We start from the raw sequence: 17,090 nt of genomic DNA, 5'->3' as shown, positions 1-17,090 counted from the left end.
TGTTCCTCCTTCATTATTACTCGCTAACTACGGTGTCCGTCCCTGCAAATTCTTACAAAAACAGCACTTCAAGGTACCTCGTTAAGCGGCACACTTGATTAGTTTATCATCATGTCTTAAAAATGTCAATACATTTTGCACAAATATTTGCCATATGTAACAGGCTGTTATTATAGCCTGCTTATGCACTAATCCTCTTCCAACATTTGGATCTCCAAATAATCAAAATCTATCTCATCAATAAAGGAGTCCTTTGTAAATCTTGTCTTGTCTCTCCGCTGAAAATCTTGTATATTGCTCTCCAACCAGATAGGCTTGCTCAGATCAAAGGTATAACACATCTCTTCGATCGCATCAAATACTTTGCGGGTACGATTTTTATCCGTAGCAGCATCGCAGATCGTAATATCTTGCAGCAAATGATTGTCTTTCCAAATCTTTCCCCAGATCCGAAACATGTTTGTCCTCCTTTTTCATTATTTTGTCATAATCTTATTAATGTTCTTGATCAGTACTGATATTGTTCCATCGGCGTTTGTGATAAACTCCACCTGATCAATATCTTGATATTGTTCCATTGGGATGTTGATCTCAATACCGGTGTCTGTTTTTAAATACTGTTTTTCAAATTTTTTCGTCGTCTGTTCGCTCTGTGGCTTTACCTCGGCCTTCTCCATATGGTATTTTTCCATTTTGGCATCAAACTCTTCTTTAATCTCCGGTGTACTGCCATACATTTTCTCGCTGATACGCTCAACCTGGATCGCACCATTTTCCTCGATCTCCTGTTTCAAAATGCTTTTCGTTTCCATCTGCTTTACAGGTTCTTCCGAAAAATGCTTTTTGTTGACCTGCTCAACTGCTCTGGTAACGACTGCTAATTTTGTCTTATCGGACATCGCTGCCTTACACTGCAGATACAGTTCGGATAAATAATTTACTTTTTCCCCATTCACTTCGTATTTCTTTTCCACAATGCGGACAGAGAAGTCCTGCAAATTGATAATGACAGCCTCGGACAGTTTGGATCCGGATCCCGGCAAAGTTGCCTGATAACGGATAATACTATTTACATTACCGGCTTCCTCTGCATTCGTCATATGCACAAAACTTTCTTTGTAATTCATTTTAAGCAGCGCAAGATATTTCTGTCCGGCAACCTGAAAGGTTACAATTGCCAGATCCGCTGAGGGAATTGCAACGTTTGCATTCATGATCCGGTACAATTCGTCTGTCAGACGTTTACTGTCCGCAACGAGATCATCTTCACTAAATTCTTTAACAATGTCATACACCGGAGAATCTTCTTCCTCCGGAAAATAACATTTTTTCATGTCATCTCCTGACATCAATTTAAAGATATGACTCCGAAAGAAATCGTTAATATCCGGCGTTAGATCCAGTTCCTGCTCCGAATAGACCGGATACCCGAGCGTCGCGTCCAAAATATGTACAATACCTCGCCGAATAATAATGTCCTCTTTTTGTTTGACTACTCCTGTTTCCTGAAAGGATATATCCATCTCTGCCTCCTATCCTTTGCTAGTTTGTGATCATTTCCGCGATCTGTTCTCTTGTCACCGGGATCGGTACTGCTGCCAGTTTACGTTCTGATGATGTGATTTCCTTCAAAATAGCTTCTTTTTCAGCATCCGTGATCTCCGGGGTTCCAAGACATTCACGGATCAATCCCTCAAACTGCTCCAAACTGCCAATGCCCAAACTTCTGAGGATCATCATCACCTCAACATCCATCTGTTCCGCAAACAGACGCAAATAGCCGGGCAGAAAATATCCCACTGCCTTTCCATGCGGTATCCCCTTATGGTACGTCAGATAATAGCTCATGCCATGCGGAAGTGACGTACCGGTATGTGCGATTGCCATTCCTGCAAGACTGGAAGCTAACATCATATTTTCATAATCTTCCTCTTCCGGATCCATGCCGAGCAACACATTTTTACAGCCACCCCACACTTCAAATCCTGTCATGCAAAGCATACGGCTGTATTCACCGGCATGCGAATTAAAATAGCTTTCGATCAAATGTCCCAACGCATCGATACAAGTATTGGCAAGAACCTGCGCAGATGCAGTCTTTAAGTATTTCGGATCGACCAAAGCAAGTTTCGGAAAAATCTTATGTGGAATGCTTTGTTTTGTCTGAATATCATCTCTTGTCAAAATTGCATACGGTGTCACCTCTGACCCTGTTCCACACGTTGTTGGAACTGCTACAACCGGCAATGCACGCAATGTGATTTTCTGATACAAAACTTCACTGGAAGTATCGCGGTTATGGATCATCATTGCAATGGCTTTTGCCGCATCTAACGGGGAGCCTCCCCCTACACCGATCACAAAATCTGCACCCTGTTCCCTGCCGATCCCGGCTGCATCCATAACCGTTGCGATGGATGGATTTTCTTCAATCCGATCATAAACAATATATTCTGTACCGCATGTTTCCAAAGCGGCCATAACATCTGCAAGTGATCCATTTTGTTTGGAAGAATGGCGTCCGGTTACGATCAACGCCTTTTTACCAAAAGAAGCGATCTCCTCTGCATGATTCGCTACTGCATTCCATTCCTGATACACCTTCGTCGGCATATAAAAGTTCATTGCTGTCATATCAATCCTGTCCTTTCTTTAACTGTTCGTAGAAAGATTTGCGAACTTTTTTGCGAGTTACCTCTACCAGACCTAACGCTGTCATATCGACAACCGTTGTCTGAACGGGATCTTTCGCCGTCGCCCTTTCCAAAGCCTGAAGCACCTTTTCTTTGTGTTCAGGATCTTTCATATCAATAAAATCAATCAATATCATGCCGGAAAGATTTCGCAAACGCAACTGTCTGGCGATCTCCTCTACCGCTTCCATATTGACCTTCAAAAACGTCTTTTCCACATCTTTCTTTTTAGAAATTGCCTTGCCGGTATTCACATCAATAGCGATCAATGCCTCGGTTGGCTGAATGATCAGATAACCACCGCCCCGAAGCCAAACTTTAGGACGTAACACTTTCTCGATCGTCCGGCTGATATCATATACCGCATCCATTTTCCCATGATCCGGATCCCATAGTGTTAGCGGCATACTGTCCTGCAACCCACCGGCTTCCAAATATGTTTGGATCTGAGCATATAATTCTTCATCGTCGGTCAAAATGCCGGTTGACTGACCGCCCAAGCTATCCCTAATTTGGGACAGATAGCCATCTGCTGCACGGTACAACACACTATATACCGTTCGATGTATTCCCTGTTTTGTAATCTGTTCATACTGTTTTACCAGTCCTTCGATCTCGCCCCGAAACGTCATTTCCTCACAGGAGGCACTGTTGGTTCTCGCCACAAACCCATAAGATTCACCGGCATATTCCTGCAAAATGCAGCGTAAGTTTTCCCGCTTGTCCTCATCTTGGATCTTTTTTGACACACTCGTTACAATTCCATTTTTGCGGGTAAGAACCGCATATCTGCCAGGCAGCTCTATCGCACAGGATACCGTCGGTGGCTTTGTTTTCACTGCCTCCTTTGTCACCTGAACGATCAATTCATCACCGATCAATATACGGTCATCGTTTCTCGGTGTTCCATCGGTATGAATCGGTGCAATCTGTCCTGTCAGAGGAAGATAACCCATCTGTCCTTTGGCAAACTCGACAAAAGCCGCATTAATATTTTTTACTATATTGCGCACTTTGGCAACATAGATATTGCCCAAAATACCGCCATCCGAATCTTCTGCCTGTAATTGAACAATCTTTCCATCCTGCACTCTCGCAAAAAGGATCTTGTCCTCTCTGCGTGTCACTAACAACTCTTCTTTCACGCTATTAACCACGCCTTTCACCTTTTATGCTTTATCGTATTCGGACAAAGGCAGCAAACGACATGGTGTTTCTGAAGAAAACGTATGCACCTCGCCTTTTTTGCCATCTGCATCACCATACATTTCCAGTCGATGGATCTGAACATCCAAAAACGAAAAGGTATCTCCGGCAAATGCCGCCATCGCCTCTAAGACCAGCTCCGGTTTTATATTTACCACACTGCCTGCTGTAAGCTGCATATAGAGCAGCGGGCGGTACGCAGACCCCTCCAGGCAGCTCTCTTCGTACTTCATACCGGTATGCCCCTGCAATTGCTCCAAACCAGTTGATAAGTGATAGATATTATCCCGAATATCCACTTCTTTCTCCGAACGCTTGGTCTTTTTGAGGATCGTGATCGAAGTCTGCTCCATAAAGCGGTGCACCAGCTCCTCCAGATCTACTCTCTCCAAAAAGGAAGTCTTGTCCGGTTTGGCTGCGATCATATAATCACAGGCCGCTAACATTGCCATCGACGGTCTTGCATCATCCTTTAAGATGGTAAGATCCCGAACCCGGATTTCCTCATTCATCTGCTCATTCATCTGCTCTACGATCCTGTCAGCATCTTCCACCTGATCCAGCGTCAGATCCATATACTCTCCGTCACTGCTTAATCCGATACCAAGCGGTGAAGAAAAAGACATCAACTGATGCGGTGAAAATCCCTGACTGTAACTGACCGGGATCTGCGCACGTCGAAAAGCCTTCTGAAAATAACGCATAACATCCAAATGTCCAACAAAACGCATCGATCCACACTTGGAAAACTTAATTCTGGTCTTCATCTATTTCCCGTTCCTTTCTAATTTCTCGCCTCAACGCAGACACCACAGCCAAATTTTGCAGCACCACAGCCGGCACATTTTGCACGGCAGTTTGGTGTCACTTCTTCCGCCAGAGATCGTTTATATTCCCGCAGCATAAACTCCTTCGTTACTCCAATATCAATAAAATCCCACGGAAACAGCTCGTCCTCGTCACGCGTTCTTCCATTATAAAATGCCATGGTGAGCCCATGATCTTCCATTGCTTTCTGCCAGCGGTCATAGTGGAAATACTCGCTCCACGCATCATAGAAACAGCCATCCTGATATGCTTGAAGGATCACATCATTCAGTCTGCGGTCTCCTCTGGCAAACACACCCTCCAACTCCGATACATCCGCATCATGACAGTTATATTTGATACTCTTTGCATTAAGCTGATTTTTGATCTTGTCCAACAAAAAGAAACGCTTTTCCTTCGCCTGCTCCTTTGTATTCATCGGTGCCCATTGGAACGGTGTAAAAGGCTTTGGTACAAAGATCGACGTACTCGTTACAATGTTTACTTTGCCGTTTCTCTGATCCTTCGGCAACGTATAATATTCTCTGGCAATCTTATCTGACAGCTCTGCGATCCCCGCAATGTCATCTTCCTGCTCTCCCGGAAGTCCTAACATGAAATACAGTTTTACTCGATTCCATCCACCGCGGAACGCATCCATAGCACCTTTTAAGATCACCTCTTCCGTCAAACCTTTGTTGATCACATTACGCATACGCTGTGATCCTGCCTCCGGTGCAAACGTTAGACTGCTTTTGCGAATATCCTGTACTTTCGACATTACATCCAACGCAAACGCATCAATACGCAAAGACGGCAGCGAAATATTTACCCCTTTGTCCCGGTATTCATCGATCAGCCAATATACTAATTCCGGCAGTTCCTTGTAATCGCTGGAGCTGAGGGAACTTAAGGAGATCTCATCATACCCCGTGGATTCTAACATTTTTCTGGCATGATCTTTCAAAAATTCCAAGCTGCGCGGACGGATCGGTCGATACAGCATTCCCGCCTGACAAAATCGGCATCCGCGAATACAGCCGCGCTGAATCTCTAATACGACACGTTCCTGTGTTGCCTTGGTATAAGGTACAAGCGGTTTCTCCGGATAAAAGGTGTCTGACATCTTGTCCTCCACCTGCTTTATCACTTTCTTCGGTGCCTCTTCACAGATCGGATAAAAATCTGCCAATGTTCCATCCTCATTGTAACTCGCCTCATAAAACATCGGCACATAAATGCCCGGGATCTGTGCCGCACGTTTGAGAAATGCCACCCTGTCTTCACCGGTCTTTTTCCATTCTTTATACGCATCCATCAGATCAAAATATACCGTCTCTCCTTCTCCGATATAAAACATATCAAAAAAGTCTGCAATCGGTTCCGGATTATACGAGCATGGGCCGCCACCAATCACAAAAGGATCCTCCATCGTTCTATCGACTGCTTTCAGCGGTATCTGTGAAAGATCTAACACCTGCAAAATATTGGTATAACACATTTCATACTGCAACGTGATCCCTAAAAAATCAAATTCTTTGATAGGATCCTGTGACTCTAATGCAAACAACGGGATCTTTTGCTCCCGCATGATCTTATCCAGATCCACCCATGGTGAATAGACACGCTCGCAGTATATATCCTCTCGCGTATTAAACATATCATATAATATTTGAATCCCAAGATGTGACATACCAATCTCATAAACATCCGGGAAACACATACAAAAACGTATATCAACTTTTGAGGGATCCTTTTTCACCATATTGATCTCGCCGCCAATATATCTGGCCGGTTTTTCCACCGACAAAAGTACCTCATCGCTCAATGCCAGTTTTCTCATGTTCATCCTCATTTCTTGACAAAAAGACGTTCACCGGTAAAAATCCCGCCTCTTTGTATCCTATACTTTTATTTTGTAAATTGACTTATGCCCTGTGCAACAGCATCTGACACCTGTTCCCACAAGTGATTATCCATGAGACATTGCTCAATCCACTCCTTATCGTACCCAAAAACAGAACCATTTTGTAAACAATAGCACACTGCTATACTAAAAAGCACCCCTGCCGTCACCAACCGGAGCAGACGACCGGGATGCTCAGAGCGTTTTGCCGTTTCATATGTCATATTTTCCCGGCCAAATGCTTGTCGAGCCATATGAAGACGTTCCTCCCGGCTTTCTACCGGTTCTATCCCCTCTAAAACAACCTTATTCTGTTTTTTATATTCCTGCTGTCTCATCACATATTCTCCAACACTGATCACTTTTGATAGTATATATGAGACAACCGGCACAGATATTCCTATTTCCACTGCAATACAACAGTTGGATACTGCGCACGTGTCGGATTTATTGCTGCCATGGATCGTTTGGATACTCTTCGCAGCGATCTCTCGTCAATAAATTTGCCAGCGCGTCTTTTGCTGATAGATTTCCAAAAAGCACCTCATTGATTTCTGATACGATTGGCATGCTGACCTGATATTTCTCGGCTAGTTTCTTTGCCGCTTTCGCCGAATAAACACCCTCTACAACCTGTTTAACCTCTTTCATCGCTTCGTCCATCGTATAGCCTTTACCGATCAATACACCTGCGTTGTGATTGCGGCTGTGTCTGCTCGTACAAGTAACGATCAGATCACCGATACCTGACAATCCTGCAAACGTTTCCAAACGTCCTCCCATCGCAATTCCAAGTCTGGCAATTTCGGTAATTCCCCTGGTGATCAACGCTGCCATGGTATTATCACCACAGCCAAGTCCCACACTGACACCCGCCGCTAAGGCAATCACATTTTTGATTGAGCCACCAAGTTCGATGCCGATCATGTCAGAGCTGGTATATACTCGAAAACGATCGTTCATAAAAACTTCTTGCAGATAGCAGGCGAACTCTTTCGTCTTCGCCCCTACCACAACGGTTGTCGGCATTCCAATCGAAACTTCCTCTGCATGGCTTGGTCCGGACAAAACAGCAACTTCTGCACACGGAATTTCCTGCTTGATAATATCACACAATGTCATCAACGTATCTTCCTCAATACCTTTTGCAACATTGACAACACGCTGTCCCTCAGGTATATAAACTGCTGCCTCTTTTGCCGTCGAACGAACGAACGGAGATGCTACCGAAAAGACAATCAGATCATTGCCCTCGCAGGCCTGTTTTAAGTCTGAAGTGACAACAATAGAATCCGGTAGTTTCACACCCGGCAAACGATGAATATGTTCTCTGTGCTGCTGCAGCATATCCACCTCAGCCTGCACTTTTGACCAAAGAGTAACATCATGTCCGTTTTGTGCTAACATGATTGCCAGAGCAGTACCCCAGCTGCCTGCCCCCAAAAAGCTTACTTTACTCATTTACCTTCTCCTCCTTTTTTGCCCCAATCTTATTCTCCGTACCATGGAACAGCCTGACAATATTCTGTCTGTGCTGCACATAAGCCAACACGGTAAATAATAAACTTAAGATCATCATATGTAAAAACAACGGATTCTTTCCATCCAGCCAATGAAATACCAATGTATTCACCGGGATATACCAGGCTACAAATAATGATCCCACTGATACATACCGTGTTATAGCGACTGCAATAATAAAAATCGCAAGACCGATCGGTATCATGATCGGATTGGCTGCCGATAATACAACGGCCGCCGTAACTGCAATTCCTTTACCGCCTTTAAATCTTAAATAGAATGGAAAATTGTGTCCTAAAACAACGCCTAAACCAAGGTATAAGCATAATAAATAGGCTTCTTCACCTTGAAACAGACAGCGGATGATCACAATGGGAACGATTGCTTTTGCCAAATCGCCGACAAATGTAATAAGTGCCGGAAGCTTACCGAGTGTTCGAAGCACATTCGTTGTTCCTGCATTACCGCTTCCCTTTGTTCGAATATCCATATGATACAGTTTGCCAACAAAATAACCGCTGGATATACATCCGCAAAAATAACCAATCACCAGACAAATGATACGGTACAACATCATCTTTTACCTCTCCTAATCACTTTTATTTTTTACTGCGCTCGCGAATCAGAAATCGCAGTGGCGTTCCTGCAAAGCCAAACGCTTCTCGTATTTTATTCTCCAAATAACGGGTATACGAAAAATGCATTAGCCGTTTATCATTTACAAAGACAACAAAAGTCGGTGGTTTCACACTCACCTGCGTCATATAGTAAATCTTCAAACGGCGTCCTTTGTCTGAAGGTGGCTGCTGCATGGCAACTGCCTCCATCAAGATCTCATTGACCACTCCGGTAGCAATACGCATCGAATGATTCTGGATTACCGTCTCTAATGCATCAAACAACTTTGGAATACGCTGCCCGGTCTTGGCCGAGATAAATAAGATCTCCGCATACGGCATAAACGATAATGTATTGCGGATTTCATTGGTAAATTTCTTAACCGAATGATTGTCTTTCTCAATGGCATCCCATTTATTAACCGCAATGATCATACCGCGTCCGCGGTCATGTGCAATACCTGCAATCTTGGCATCCTGCTCCGTAATGCCTTCCTCGGCATCGATCATCAGCACGACCACATCAGCACGTTCTACTGCCGATACCGTTCGCAAAATACTATATCGCTCAATTTCTTCCTTGATCTTATTTTTGCGTCTGAGTCCCGCTGTATCAATAAACACATAGTCTTTACCTTCCCAGCAGATGTCAGTATCGATCGCATCACGAGTCGTACCGGCTATATCCGATACGATCACACGGTTCTCTCCTAACAGTTTATTGATCAAAGAGGATTTACCAACATTGGGCTTACCAACGATTGCGATACGCGGTCTCTCATCCTCTTCCTCTTCCAGATCTTTTGGGAACAATGCGGTTACTTCATCCAGCATATCACCCAGTCCCATCTTATTCAGAGAGGAGATAGGATGTGGATCCCCAATTCCCAGATTATAAAACTCATAGACATCCGGGAGCATCTTGTCGTAATTATCTACCTTGTTAACAACCAATACGATATCTTTGTGCGCCTTGCGCAGCATATCAGCCACCTTATAATCCGCATCCAGAACACCCTGCTGCACATCTACGACAAACATGACGACATCAGCCATTTCAATCGCCATTTCCGCCTGTTCTCGCATGCTGCGCAGCATCTGATTGCTTGTCTCCGGCTCAATACCACCGGTATCCATCAATGTAAAATTATGATTCAGCCAGCTAACTTCCGCATAAATACGATCTCTTGTTACACCTGGCGTATCTTTGACAATTGCGATCCGCTCTCCGGCGATCATATTAAACAGCGTTGACTTACCAACATTTGGTCTTCCAACGATAGCCACAATTGGTTTACTCATATCTTTCCTCATTTCTGCACACATTTTCCATGCATTACAACCTCTGTGTCAAGTGTGCTCCGACACAATCACTGCATTATTGCTCAACAACATTCTTTACGAGATAAGAGAGTACTTTCTCACGTAAAAGATCTTTCTTTACAATTGTTTTCGCATCAAATCCATAATAAGACTTAAATGTCTTATTCAATTCTTTCTCATTCTTACTTCCGGTATTCGTTAAAAGCTTGTCCAACTCGCTTTTATACTCTTTGTTCGTAATTTCCAGGTTCTCTTTTTCAGCAATTGCATTGTAAACAACTTCTTCACCGGCTGCATCCTTAGCAGTTTGCTCTTTTTGTGATTCATAGCTGTCTTTTGTCATATTCTGTGCTGAAATATAATCCTCTAATGTCGTATTCTGCTGTTTCAGATACGTATTTAAAGCAGTTTCCAGACGAGTCTTGTTATCCTCGATCAACTGCTTTGGATAATTGGAAATCTTGGAATCCGATACAACTTTGTCCCATGCCATATCTTTTACAACATCCTCGCGAAGTTTTGCCTGATACTCCTTGGCTGTATTATAACCGGACACATTGTTCTTTACAAATGTATCATCAAACTTTGGCACATTTGCCTTACCACGCTTAGAATTGATCGTTACCGTAAATACCGCCGGCTTTCCTGCAAGATCCGAATTGACCGAATACTTCTCCGGGAAAGTAAGCTTAATGTCACAGGTTGAACCAATCTTCTTACCGATCAATGCCTTTTCGAAACCGTCAATAAACGTATTAGAACCGATCGTAAGATCGTAACCGGATGGGTTGGTATCTTTTGTCAAAGATCCACCGTCAAATGCTTTACCGTCTACTTTTCCTACATAGAAAATATTGACCGTATCTCCATTTGCTACCGTTCCTTTCTTCACAGCCTCATACGTTTTATTCTGATCCAACAACTGATCGATCTGCGTCTTGAGCTTTGACTCAATATCTGTTTTTTTGAGCGTAACTTTTTTGTATTCTGTCAAAGTAACCGCTTTCTGATAATCAATATTCTCCACCTTCTGCTCTGTCGTCTTTTTCTTGCCACATCCTGCTAATGTTGTTACACACAATGCAACGCACAGTGCAGTTGCAAAATACTTCTTTAAATTTCTCACAATATTCCTCCTTATTTTGGCCTTTACCAATCCACGATTTATCTCTCAAACCGTATATTTTCCTGTTATTTTAGAACAAAATTCGATCCAAAAAACACTTTGTCACAATATACAACACTCTACGTTATACCATAAAACGACCAAAAAAGAAAGTCTATTGACTGAAAAACTAAAACACGGTATATTTTTATAGGACAATTCTTTGTTCTCTCCAGACAGGATCGTGAGCAGAACATTAGAATAAAATCGGTTATTTACAGAATGGAGAAATAAGATCATGGCAAACAGAAAATTACAGGATGCAATGCCTCTCGCTCCACTTAAGATCGTGGCAATGGGTGGCTGTAGTGAAATCGGTAAACGAGTAAATGAGATCATCATTGCAAGACGTAAAGAAGCTCTTGCAGCTTCAAACAAACCGGATTTTATGACATCAGATTATTCCATCGACAACTATTTGGTTGACTTTGAATGTCTTCGCTTCGGGACCGGAGAAGGACGTGCTGTCGTCAACGAATCGATCCGAGGAAGCGATCTGTTCATTATATCGGATACTGTCAACTATCATGAGACGTATGATATGCATGGCAATAAGACGCATATGTCACCCGATGATCATTTTATGGATCTAAAGCGTGTCATCATGGCCTGCAGCGGACATCCAAGACGAATCACTGTGATCATGCCATATTTGTATGAAGGCAGACAGCACGTGCGTCTGATCAATGAATCCTTAGACTGTGCACAGGCAATGCAGGAACTGATCCGCATGGGCGTTGAAACGATCATTACTTTTGACGCGCATGACAATCGCGTCCAGAATGCCATCCCTAACAACGGATTTGATAATTTCTTCACATCATATCAATTTATCTCGACAATCCTAAATGATATGCCGGATCTTATTGTGGATAATGAACATTTAATGACGATCAGCCCGGATGAGGGCGGTATGCGCCGTGCGGTATTTTATTCCAACCAGCTTGGTGTCGATATGGGTATGTTTTTCAAACGCCGCAACTATTCTACACTGGTGAATGGAGAGCATCCTGTGATCTCCATGGAATTCCTTGGTAATGATGTTTCCGGCAAAGATGTGATCATTGTGGACGATATGATCGCTTCCGGCAAAACAGTACTGGAAGTTGCCAAAGAACTCAAAAAAAGAAACGCTGCACGCGTTATTATCTGTGCAACGTTTGGTTTATTCAATGACGGACTGGAGGAACTTGATCAGGCATACAAAGAAAAGGTATTTGATCATATTTACACAACAAACCTTTGCTACTGCCCTTCCGCTCTAAAGGAACGTCCTTATTATCATAACGTAGATCTGAGCCGTTACATTGCACTCATCATTGATACTCTTAATCACGACACATCTGTCAATGACATTATGAATGCAACAAAGCGTATTCAGGAATTGTTAGAAGAACGTTCTAAGAACATTTCTTCCAAATAAATCCGTTCAAATTGCCACGTTTGCCGGCAGTTGCACGGTGTGAAAATAGCAGATCTTTATGACAGCAGGTGCACACTCCGGATACCTGGATCGACTCCAGAGGAACACCTGCTTCTTTTAATGTTTCATAACAGGCTGCCCAGAGATCTAACTGATATTTGCCCGGTTCTCTACCCGGTTCAGCAATCTGACGCATCTGATCTTCTGCATATACGCAGCTTAGTGCACTCACTACATCTTCACTTACTTCATAACATTGTTGACAGATCGATGGTCCAATGACACAAGCCATATCCTTCGGATCTGAACCATATTGCTGAACCATCATTTCTATTGTTTTGCGGCCAATCTGACCAACTGTTCCCCGCCAGCCGGAATGAGACGCGGCTACAATGCGGTGCTTCGGATCCACAATGAATAATGGAACACAGTCTGCATAAGATGTTGCAAGAACAACATTTTTTTCTGCCGTAATAAGACCATCTATTCCCTGAAGTTTCCTGTGTAATTCCGGTCCTGCCGTATGCTCTTTTGTAACACTTACTACCTTTGTATCATGCACCTGATCCGAAAATACATAGTCATCTGCGCTGACACCGATCGCCCCGGCAAACAAACGGTAATTTTCTTTTACATTTTCCAGGTCATCTCCCTGTTTCCAGCCAAAATTCATACTGGATAAATACCCTTCGCTAACACCACCTAACCGTGTCGAAAACGCTGCCCCCATCCAGTCTTTCCAAGGATCAAAACAAGAAAATCGCAGCACTGGGATGCCATTTTGTATTTCCATATATGTCGAGTACTGCGATGACATACGTTCGTATTCCTTAGCCTCCGGTGTATTTTTATTTTGACTCCATTCTACACTACCAAACTTTTTCTCAAAAGCTTCTCTGCTCCATTTTTTTCGCATTATTTTCCTCCTTTTTAGCCGCAGTAATCAAATGCATCTTGTATATGCGTTACCGCACTCCCCTGCACTGTGATCACATCAAAACGACAAGGTCTTTGTTCCTCATAGCCATGATAGGCATAATAATACATTGCAGATTTACTGATTCTCCATTGTTTGCGATGATCTACCGCATCCGTAGCTGCACCATAACGACGGTTGCTGCGATATTTAATCTCCACGAAAACCAGCACTTCATCCTGCTGTGCTATAATATCAATTTCTCCATAGGGGGTATAATAATTACGTTCTACAATGCAATATCCCTGCTTTTTCAAATAATCCGCTGCAAGCTGCTCATATTTTGATCCTATCTGACGATTATTCTTTCCCATTAAATCCACCCATGACCTTACTTCTTCAAATGACAAATATCTCTTTTACTGGTGCACTTTCTGTCTCAAATGATATACATCCCTTTGACTAATGCACCTGCTTCTTCAAATGACAAACATCTCTTTTACTGGTGACCTTACTTCTTCAAGCGATCAACGTCCCATTTACCCTTGATCTTATCCATAGAATCTACAAATACCAACACTTCCGCTACCACTTGATACAGCTCAGGCGGTATAAACTCACCGATCTCAACATTCTCCAGACTCTTCGTCAGCCCTGCATCCTGATGTACCGGGATATCATGCTCTCTGGCAGTATCCAAAATACGCTCTGCCACGTACCCGCGTCCACTGGCAACCACTTTTGGCGCACGATCTTTTTCCGGTTCGTATTCCAATGCAACAGCCGAACGTTTCCGCACCTGTTTCATGACATCACGCCCATAAATTTTCCCCTGATGCTTTTGTTCCATAAGCCATCTCACTCCATAAAATTCTTAATAAATGTTCTGCGATGGATCGGGCAGGGTCCATACTTTTTAATTGCTTCAATATGTTTTGCTGCCCCATATCCCTTATGACCTGCAAATCCATACTCTGGATATAATGCATCCATTTCCATCATCATATGATCTCTTGTTACTTTTGCGATGATACTTGCCGCCGCAATAGAAACACTTTTGGCATCTCCTTTGATGATGCCCACCTGTTTCGTCTCAACCTCCGGAATGTGCACGGCATCTACTAACAACAGATCAGGTGCCGGCATCAAAGCTGCTATAGCATCCCGCATCGCCTCATATGTTGCCTGTAATATGTTGATCTGATCGATCCGCTCTGGCGATGCAATCCCTACGCCATAACAAATCGCCTTTTCCTTGATCTCCTCATACAATTCTTCCCTGCGCGCAGCCGATAATTTTTTAGAATCATTCAGATATAAAATTTCCACATCTTCCGGCAGGATCACTGCTCCGGCTACTACCGGACCGGCAAGCGGACCTCTGCCCGCCTCATCGATCCCGCAGATCGCATGATATTCACTGTATTTATGTTCAAAAAAACGCATTGTCTCTAAGCGTTCCCGCTCTTTCACAAGTTTTTGCGCTTCTTTTTGATATTTTGTAATAAGATTTTGAACCCCTTTCCGGGAATCTCCGGCATATTGCACATAAAGAGCCTCTTTGTCGTCACCTGACTGTTCAAACTCCTGCTTGATCTGTGCGATCGACTTGATATCACTCATAAGCTCCTCCTTACTGTTATCTTACCCGGCAATGCCTCCCATTTTTGAGAGTGGGAAAATACGTGCACAAGCCTTTCCGATAATGCTTTTACGCCTTATCAGCCCTACATAACTGCTTCGACTGTCCGTACTCATATTACGGTTATCTCCCAGTACAAAATACTCATCATCCGCTAATGTGATCGGCTCCACCGCATCTCCCGGATCATCGATCACTTTATCTTTTCCATAAGTGTCATCTTTTAATTCTTTGCCATTAATATATACTTTTCCCTCTATGATCTGCACTGTCTCTCCAGGCAGTCCAATAACACGCTTAATGTATTTGGTATCCGAATTGTAGTAAGGCACCGGAAATACGACGACATCATACCGTTTGGGATCTCCAAAATAATAACTCATTTTCTGGATCAATACTGTATCCCCATTGGTCAACGTAGATTCCATGGATTCGCCTTCTACTTTCGTTGGATTTGCAACGAAAGAGGTCACAACTGATGCAACACAATATGCAATAAATACACAGATGGCAATGACTAAAAGATTTCCAAATAAACGTGAAGCTTTCGTCTTTTGTTCCTGTAACTCTGGATCTTCGGACTTTTCTTTCACCGTATGGAACACATCCGATAGAATATCGACCGCTTTGTCCTTACCGGCCTTTACCATATCAAGTACACGCTCTACCGGTGGTTTCACACCATTCTCTGCACGTTCCTGACGAATTCTGGCATTTTCTTTATCTGCCTGCCGCTGAATCAATGCATTTCTTTTTGCACGTGATTCTTTACGCTCTTTCTCTAATCCTTGAGCAAAGATTTCATTGATCTGTTTCTCAGATAATTTCTGCTTACTGACACTACCTGCCGCAGTCTGCGTCTGTCCCGGATAGCCAGATGCACTGGTTCCTGTATACATCTGCTGCGCTGTATTTTGTGTACGAGGGTCAGTATATACCGGTTGCTGTGTCCTGTTCTGTGTATGTGGATCAATATACACCGGCTGCTGTATCCTGCTCTGTGCAAGCGGATCAGTATATACCGGCTGTTGTGTCGCACTCTGTGTACCATAACTTGCAGCATACTCTCCTCTGGCTCTCGCAGATTCCTGCTCAAGCTGATGAATACGCGCTTCCAAGGCTGCAACTTCTGCCTGACGTTTCAGCTCCTCTGCACGTTCCTGTAGTATTCTTGCTTCAGCTTCTGCCTCCATCGCTGCACGCTGACGCTCTGCTGCCAAAGAGCTATTGCTCTGTATAAAGGTTTCACGTGCAGCACTTTCTGCCTCACGCTGTTTTTGTATTCTCTGCTGCTGTTCCTGTTCTATACGCAGTTGTTCCTGCTCCGTCTGCTGTTTTTGTGCTTCTATGCGCAATCGTAGCTGTTCTGCCTGATCTGCCTGTCTCCGACTCTGCACTTCCATCTGCTGACGTGCCTGTTCCATTGCTGCAGTATGCGCTCTCGCCTCTTCCTCACGCTGAAGCTGCTCCTGTTTCGCCGCAAGCTGTCTTGCTTGCTTCTCCTGCTCCCGAAGCCGCATTGCCTCCTGCCTTGCCTGAACCTCTCTCTGTCTTTCCAATTCCTGTCTTCGGATTGATTCCTGCTTTGCAAGCTCCTGTTGACGTAATGTTTCTTGTTGTTTTGCAAGCTCCTGTTGTCGCTGCTGCTGTAGTTTAGCACGAGTTCTGGCAACTGCCTCTCGTTGTGCCTGTGCAATACGTTGTGCTTCCGCTTCTTCCAACTGTTGTTGTTTTCTTGCTAACGCTTCTGTCTCTGCCCGCTGCTGCTGTAATTTATTCTGCAGCTCCAACTCATGCCGGTGCTGCTCTAAAGCAGCTTCTTCTGCTGCCTTTCTTTCCTGTTCTGCCTTAAGTCTGGCTGCTTCTTCTGC

The 17,090-nt window shown here is 43.7% G+C and carries 17 protein-coding genes; 1 reads left to right on the top strand and 16 read right to left on the bottom strand.

Features of this window, described 5'->3' with window-relative positions:
* Window positions 1–188 precede the first annotated feature (188 nt).
* From DXB73_RS05905 to DXB73_RS05855, 11 genes are all read right to left on the bottom strand, one after another.
* Window positions 189–458, bottom strand: coding sequence for a hypothetical protein (locus tag DXB73_RS05905; protein ID WP_022025134.1), 270 nt, complete (start codon window positions 456–458; stop codon window positions 189–191).
* A gap of 18 nt (window positions 459–476) precedes the next feature.
* Window positions 477–1,523 (bottom strand): nucleoid-associated protein, encoded by a 1,047-nt coding sequence (locus tag DXB73_RS05900; RefSeq protein WP_022025133.1) that lies wholly within the window; start codon window positions 1,521–1,523, stop codon window positions 477–479.
* A gap of 19 nt (window positions 1,524–1,542) precedes the next feature.
* On the bottom strand, window positions 1,543–2,634 hold the full coding sequence (locus DXB73_RS05895) for an iron-containing alcohol dehydrogenase family protein (protein ID WP_022025132.1): 1,092 nt from the start codon (window positions 2,632–2,634) through the stop codon (window positions 1,543–1,545).
* A 1-nt stretch (window position 2,635) separates the two neighbouring features.
* Complete coding sequence (locus tag DXB73_RS05890; protein ID WP_118507028.1) at window positions 2,636–3,850, bottom strand: ribonuclease E/G; 1,215 nt, start codon at window positions 3,848–3,850, stop codon at window positions 2,636–2,638.
* A 12-nt stretch (window positions 3,851–3,862) separates the two neighbouring features.
* Window positions 3,863–4,666, bottom strand: a complete 804-nt coding sequence (locus DXB73_RS05885; protein ID WP_118690427.1) for a TIGR03936 family radical SAM-associated protein — start codon at window positions 4,664–4,666, stop codon at window positions 3,863–3,865.
* A gap of 17 nt (window positions 4,667–4,683) precedes the next feature.
* The gene (locus DXB73_RS05880; protein WP_022025130.1) at window positions 4,684–6,549 is read right to left on the bottom strand and encodes a TIGR03960 family B12-binding radical SAM protein; all 1,866 of its coding nucleotides are present in this window, start codon (window positions 6,547–6,549) and stop codon (window positions 4,684–4,686) included.
* 68 nt (window positions 6,550–6,617) lie between these two features.
* Complete coding sequence (locus DXB73_RS05875; protein ID WP_118690426.1) at window positions 6,618–6,950, bottom strand: hypothetical protein; 333 nt, start codon at window positions 6,948–6,950, stop codon at window positions 6,618–6,620.
* 109 nt (window positions 6,951–7,059) lie between these two features.
* Window positions 7,060–8,073 (bottom strand): NAD(P)H-dependent glycerol-3-phosphate dehydrogenase, encoded by a 1,014-nt coding sequence (locus tag DXB73_RS05870; RefSeq protein WP_118690425.1) that lies wholly within the window; start codon window positions 8,071–8,073, stop codon window positions 7,060–7,062.
* Window positions 8,066–8,710 carry a glycerol-3-phosphate 1-O-acyltransferase PlsY gene (gene plsY, locus DXB73_RS05865; RefSeq protein ID WP_243034660.1) on the bottom strand — a complete coding sequence of 215 codons (645 nt, stop codon included), beginning with the start codon at window positions 8,708–8,710 and terminating at the stop codon, window positions 8,066–8,068. Before plsY ends, DXB73_RS05870 begins: the two co-directional genes overlap by 8 nt.
* Before the next feature lie 22 nt (window positions 8,711–8,732).
* Window positions 8,733–10,052 (bottom strand): ribosome biogenesis GTPase Der, encoded by a 1,320-nt coding sequence (der, locus tag DXB73_RS05860; protein WP_118690473.1) that lies wholly within the window; start codon window positions 10,050–10,052, stop codon window positions 8,733–8,735.
* A gap of 76 nt (window positions 10,053–10,128) precedes the next feature.
* Window positions 10,129–11,199 carry an FKBP-type peptidyl-prolyl cis-trans isomerase gene (locus DXB73_RS05855; RefSeq protein ID WP_147354464.1) on the bottom strand — a complete coding sequence of 357 codons (1,071 nt, stop codon included), beginning with the start codon at window positions 11,197–11,199 and terminating at the stop codon, window positions 10,129–10,131.
* 274 nt (window positions 11,200–11,473) lie between these two features.
* On the opposite strand from DXB73_RS05855, the gene DXB73_RS05850 reads away from it, so the two are divergent.
* Entirely contained in the window at window positions 11,474–12,661 is a 1,188-nt protein-coding gene (locus tag DXB73_RS05850) for a ribose-phosphate pyrophosphokinase (RefSeq protein WP_347474512.1), read from the top strand.
* Here the strand turns inward: DXB73_RS05850 and pgeF are convergent.
* From pgeF to lepB, 5 genes are all read right to left on the bottom strand, one after another.
* Window positions 12,639–13,577 (bottom strand): peptidoglycan editing factor PgeF, encoded by a 939-nt coding sequence (gene pgeF / locus DXB73_RS05845; protein WP_118690423.1) that lies wholly within the window; start codon window positions 13,575–13,577, stop codon window positions 12,639–12,641. The two genes, DXB73_RS05850 and pgeF, sit on opposite strands and share 23 nt — an antisense overlap.
* Before the next feature lie 14 nt (window positions 13,578–13,591).
* Entirely contained in the window at window positions 13,592–13,951 is a 360-nt protein-coding gene (locus tag DXB73_RS05840) for a YraN family protein (protein WP_022025121.1), read from the bottom strand.
* 137 nt (window positions 13,952–14,088) lie between these two features.
* Window positions 14,089–14,427, bottom strand: a complete 339-nt coding sequence (locus DXB73_RS05835; protein WP_118690422.1) for an EscU/YscU/HrcU family type III secretion system export apparatus switch protein — start codon at window positions 14,425–14,427, stop codon at window positions 14,089–14,091.
* An 8-nt stretch (window positions 14,428–14,435) separates the two neighbouring features.
* On the bottom strand, window positions 14,436–15,200 hold the full coding sequence (locus tag DXB73_RS05830) for a ribonuclease HII (RefSeq protein ID WP_022025119.1): 765 nt from the start codon (window positions 15,198–15,200) through the stop codon (window positions 14,436–14,438).
* A gap of 21 nt (window positions 15,201–15,221) precedes the next feature.
* Window positions 15,222–17,090 (bottom strand): signal peptidase I (lepB, locus tag DXB73_RS14820; protein ID WP_243103999.1); only part of this gene is annotated, 1,869 nt, incomplete at its 5' end.

Source organism: Clostridium sp. OM05-6BH (assembly GCF_003481635.1).
Taxonomy (GTDB): Bacteria; Bacillota; Clostridia; order Lachnospirales; family Lachnospiraceae; genus Butyribacter.
This window is presented reverse-complemented; position numbering and strand designations above follow the sequence as displayed.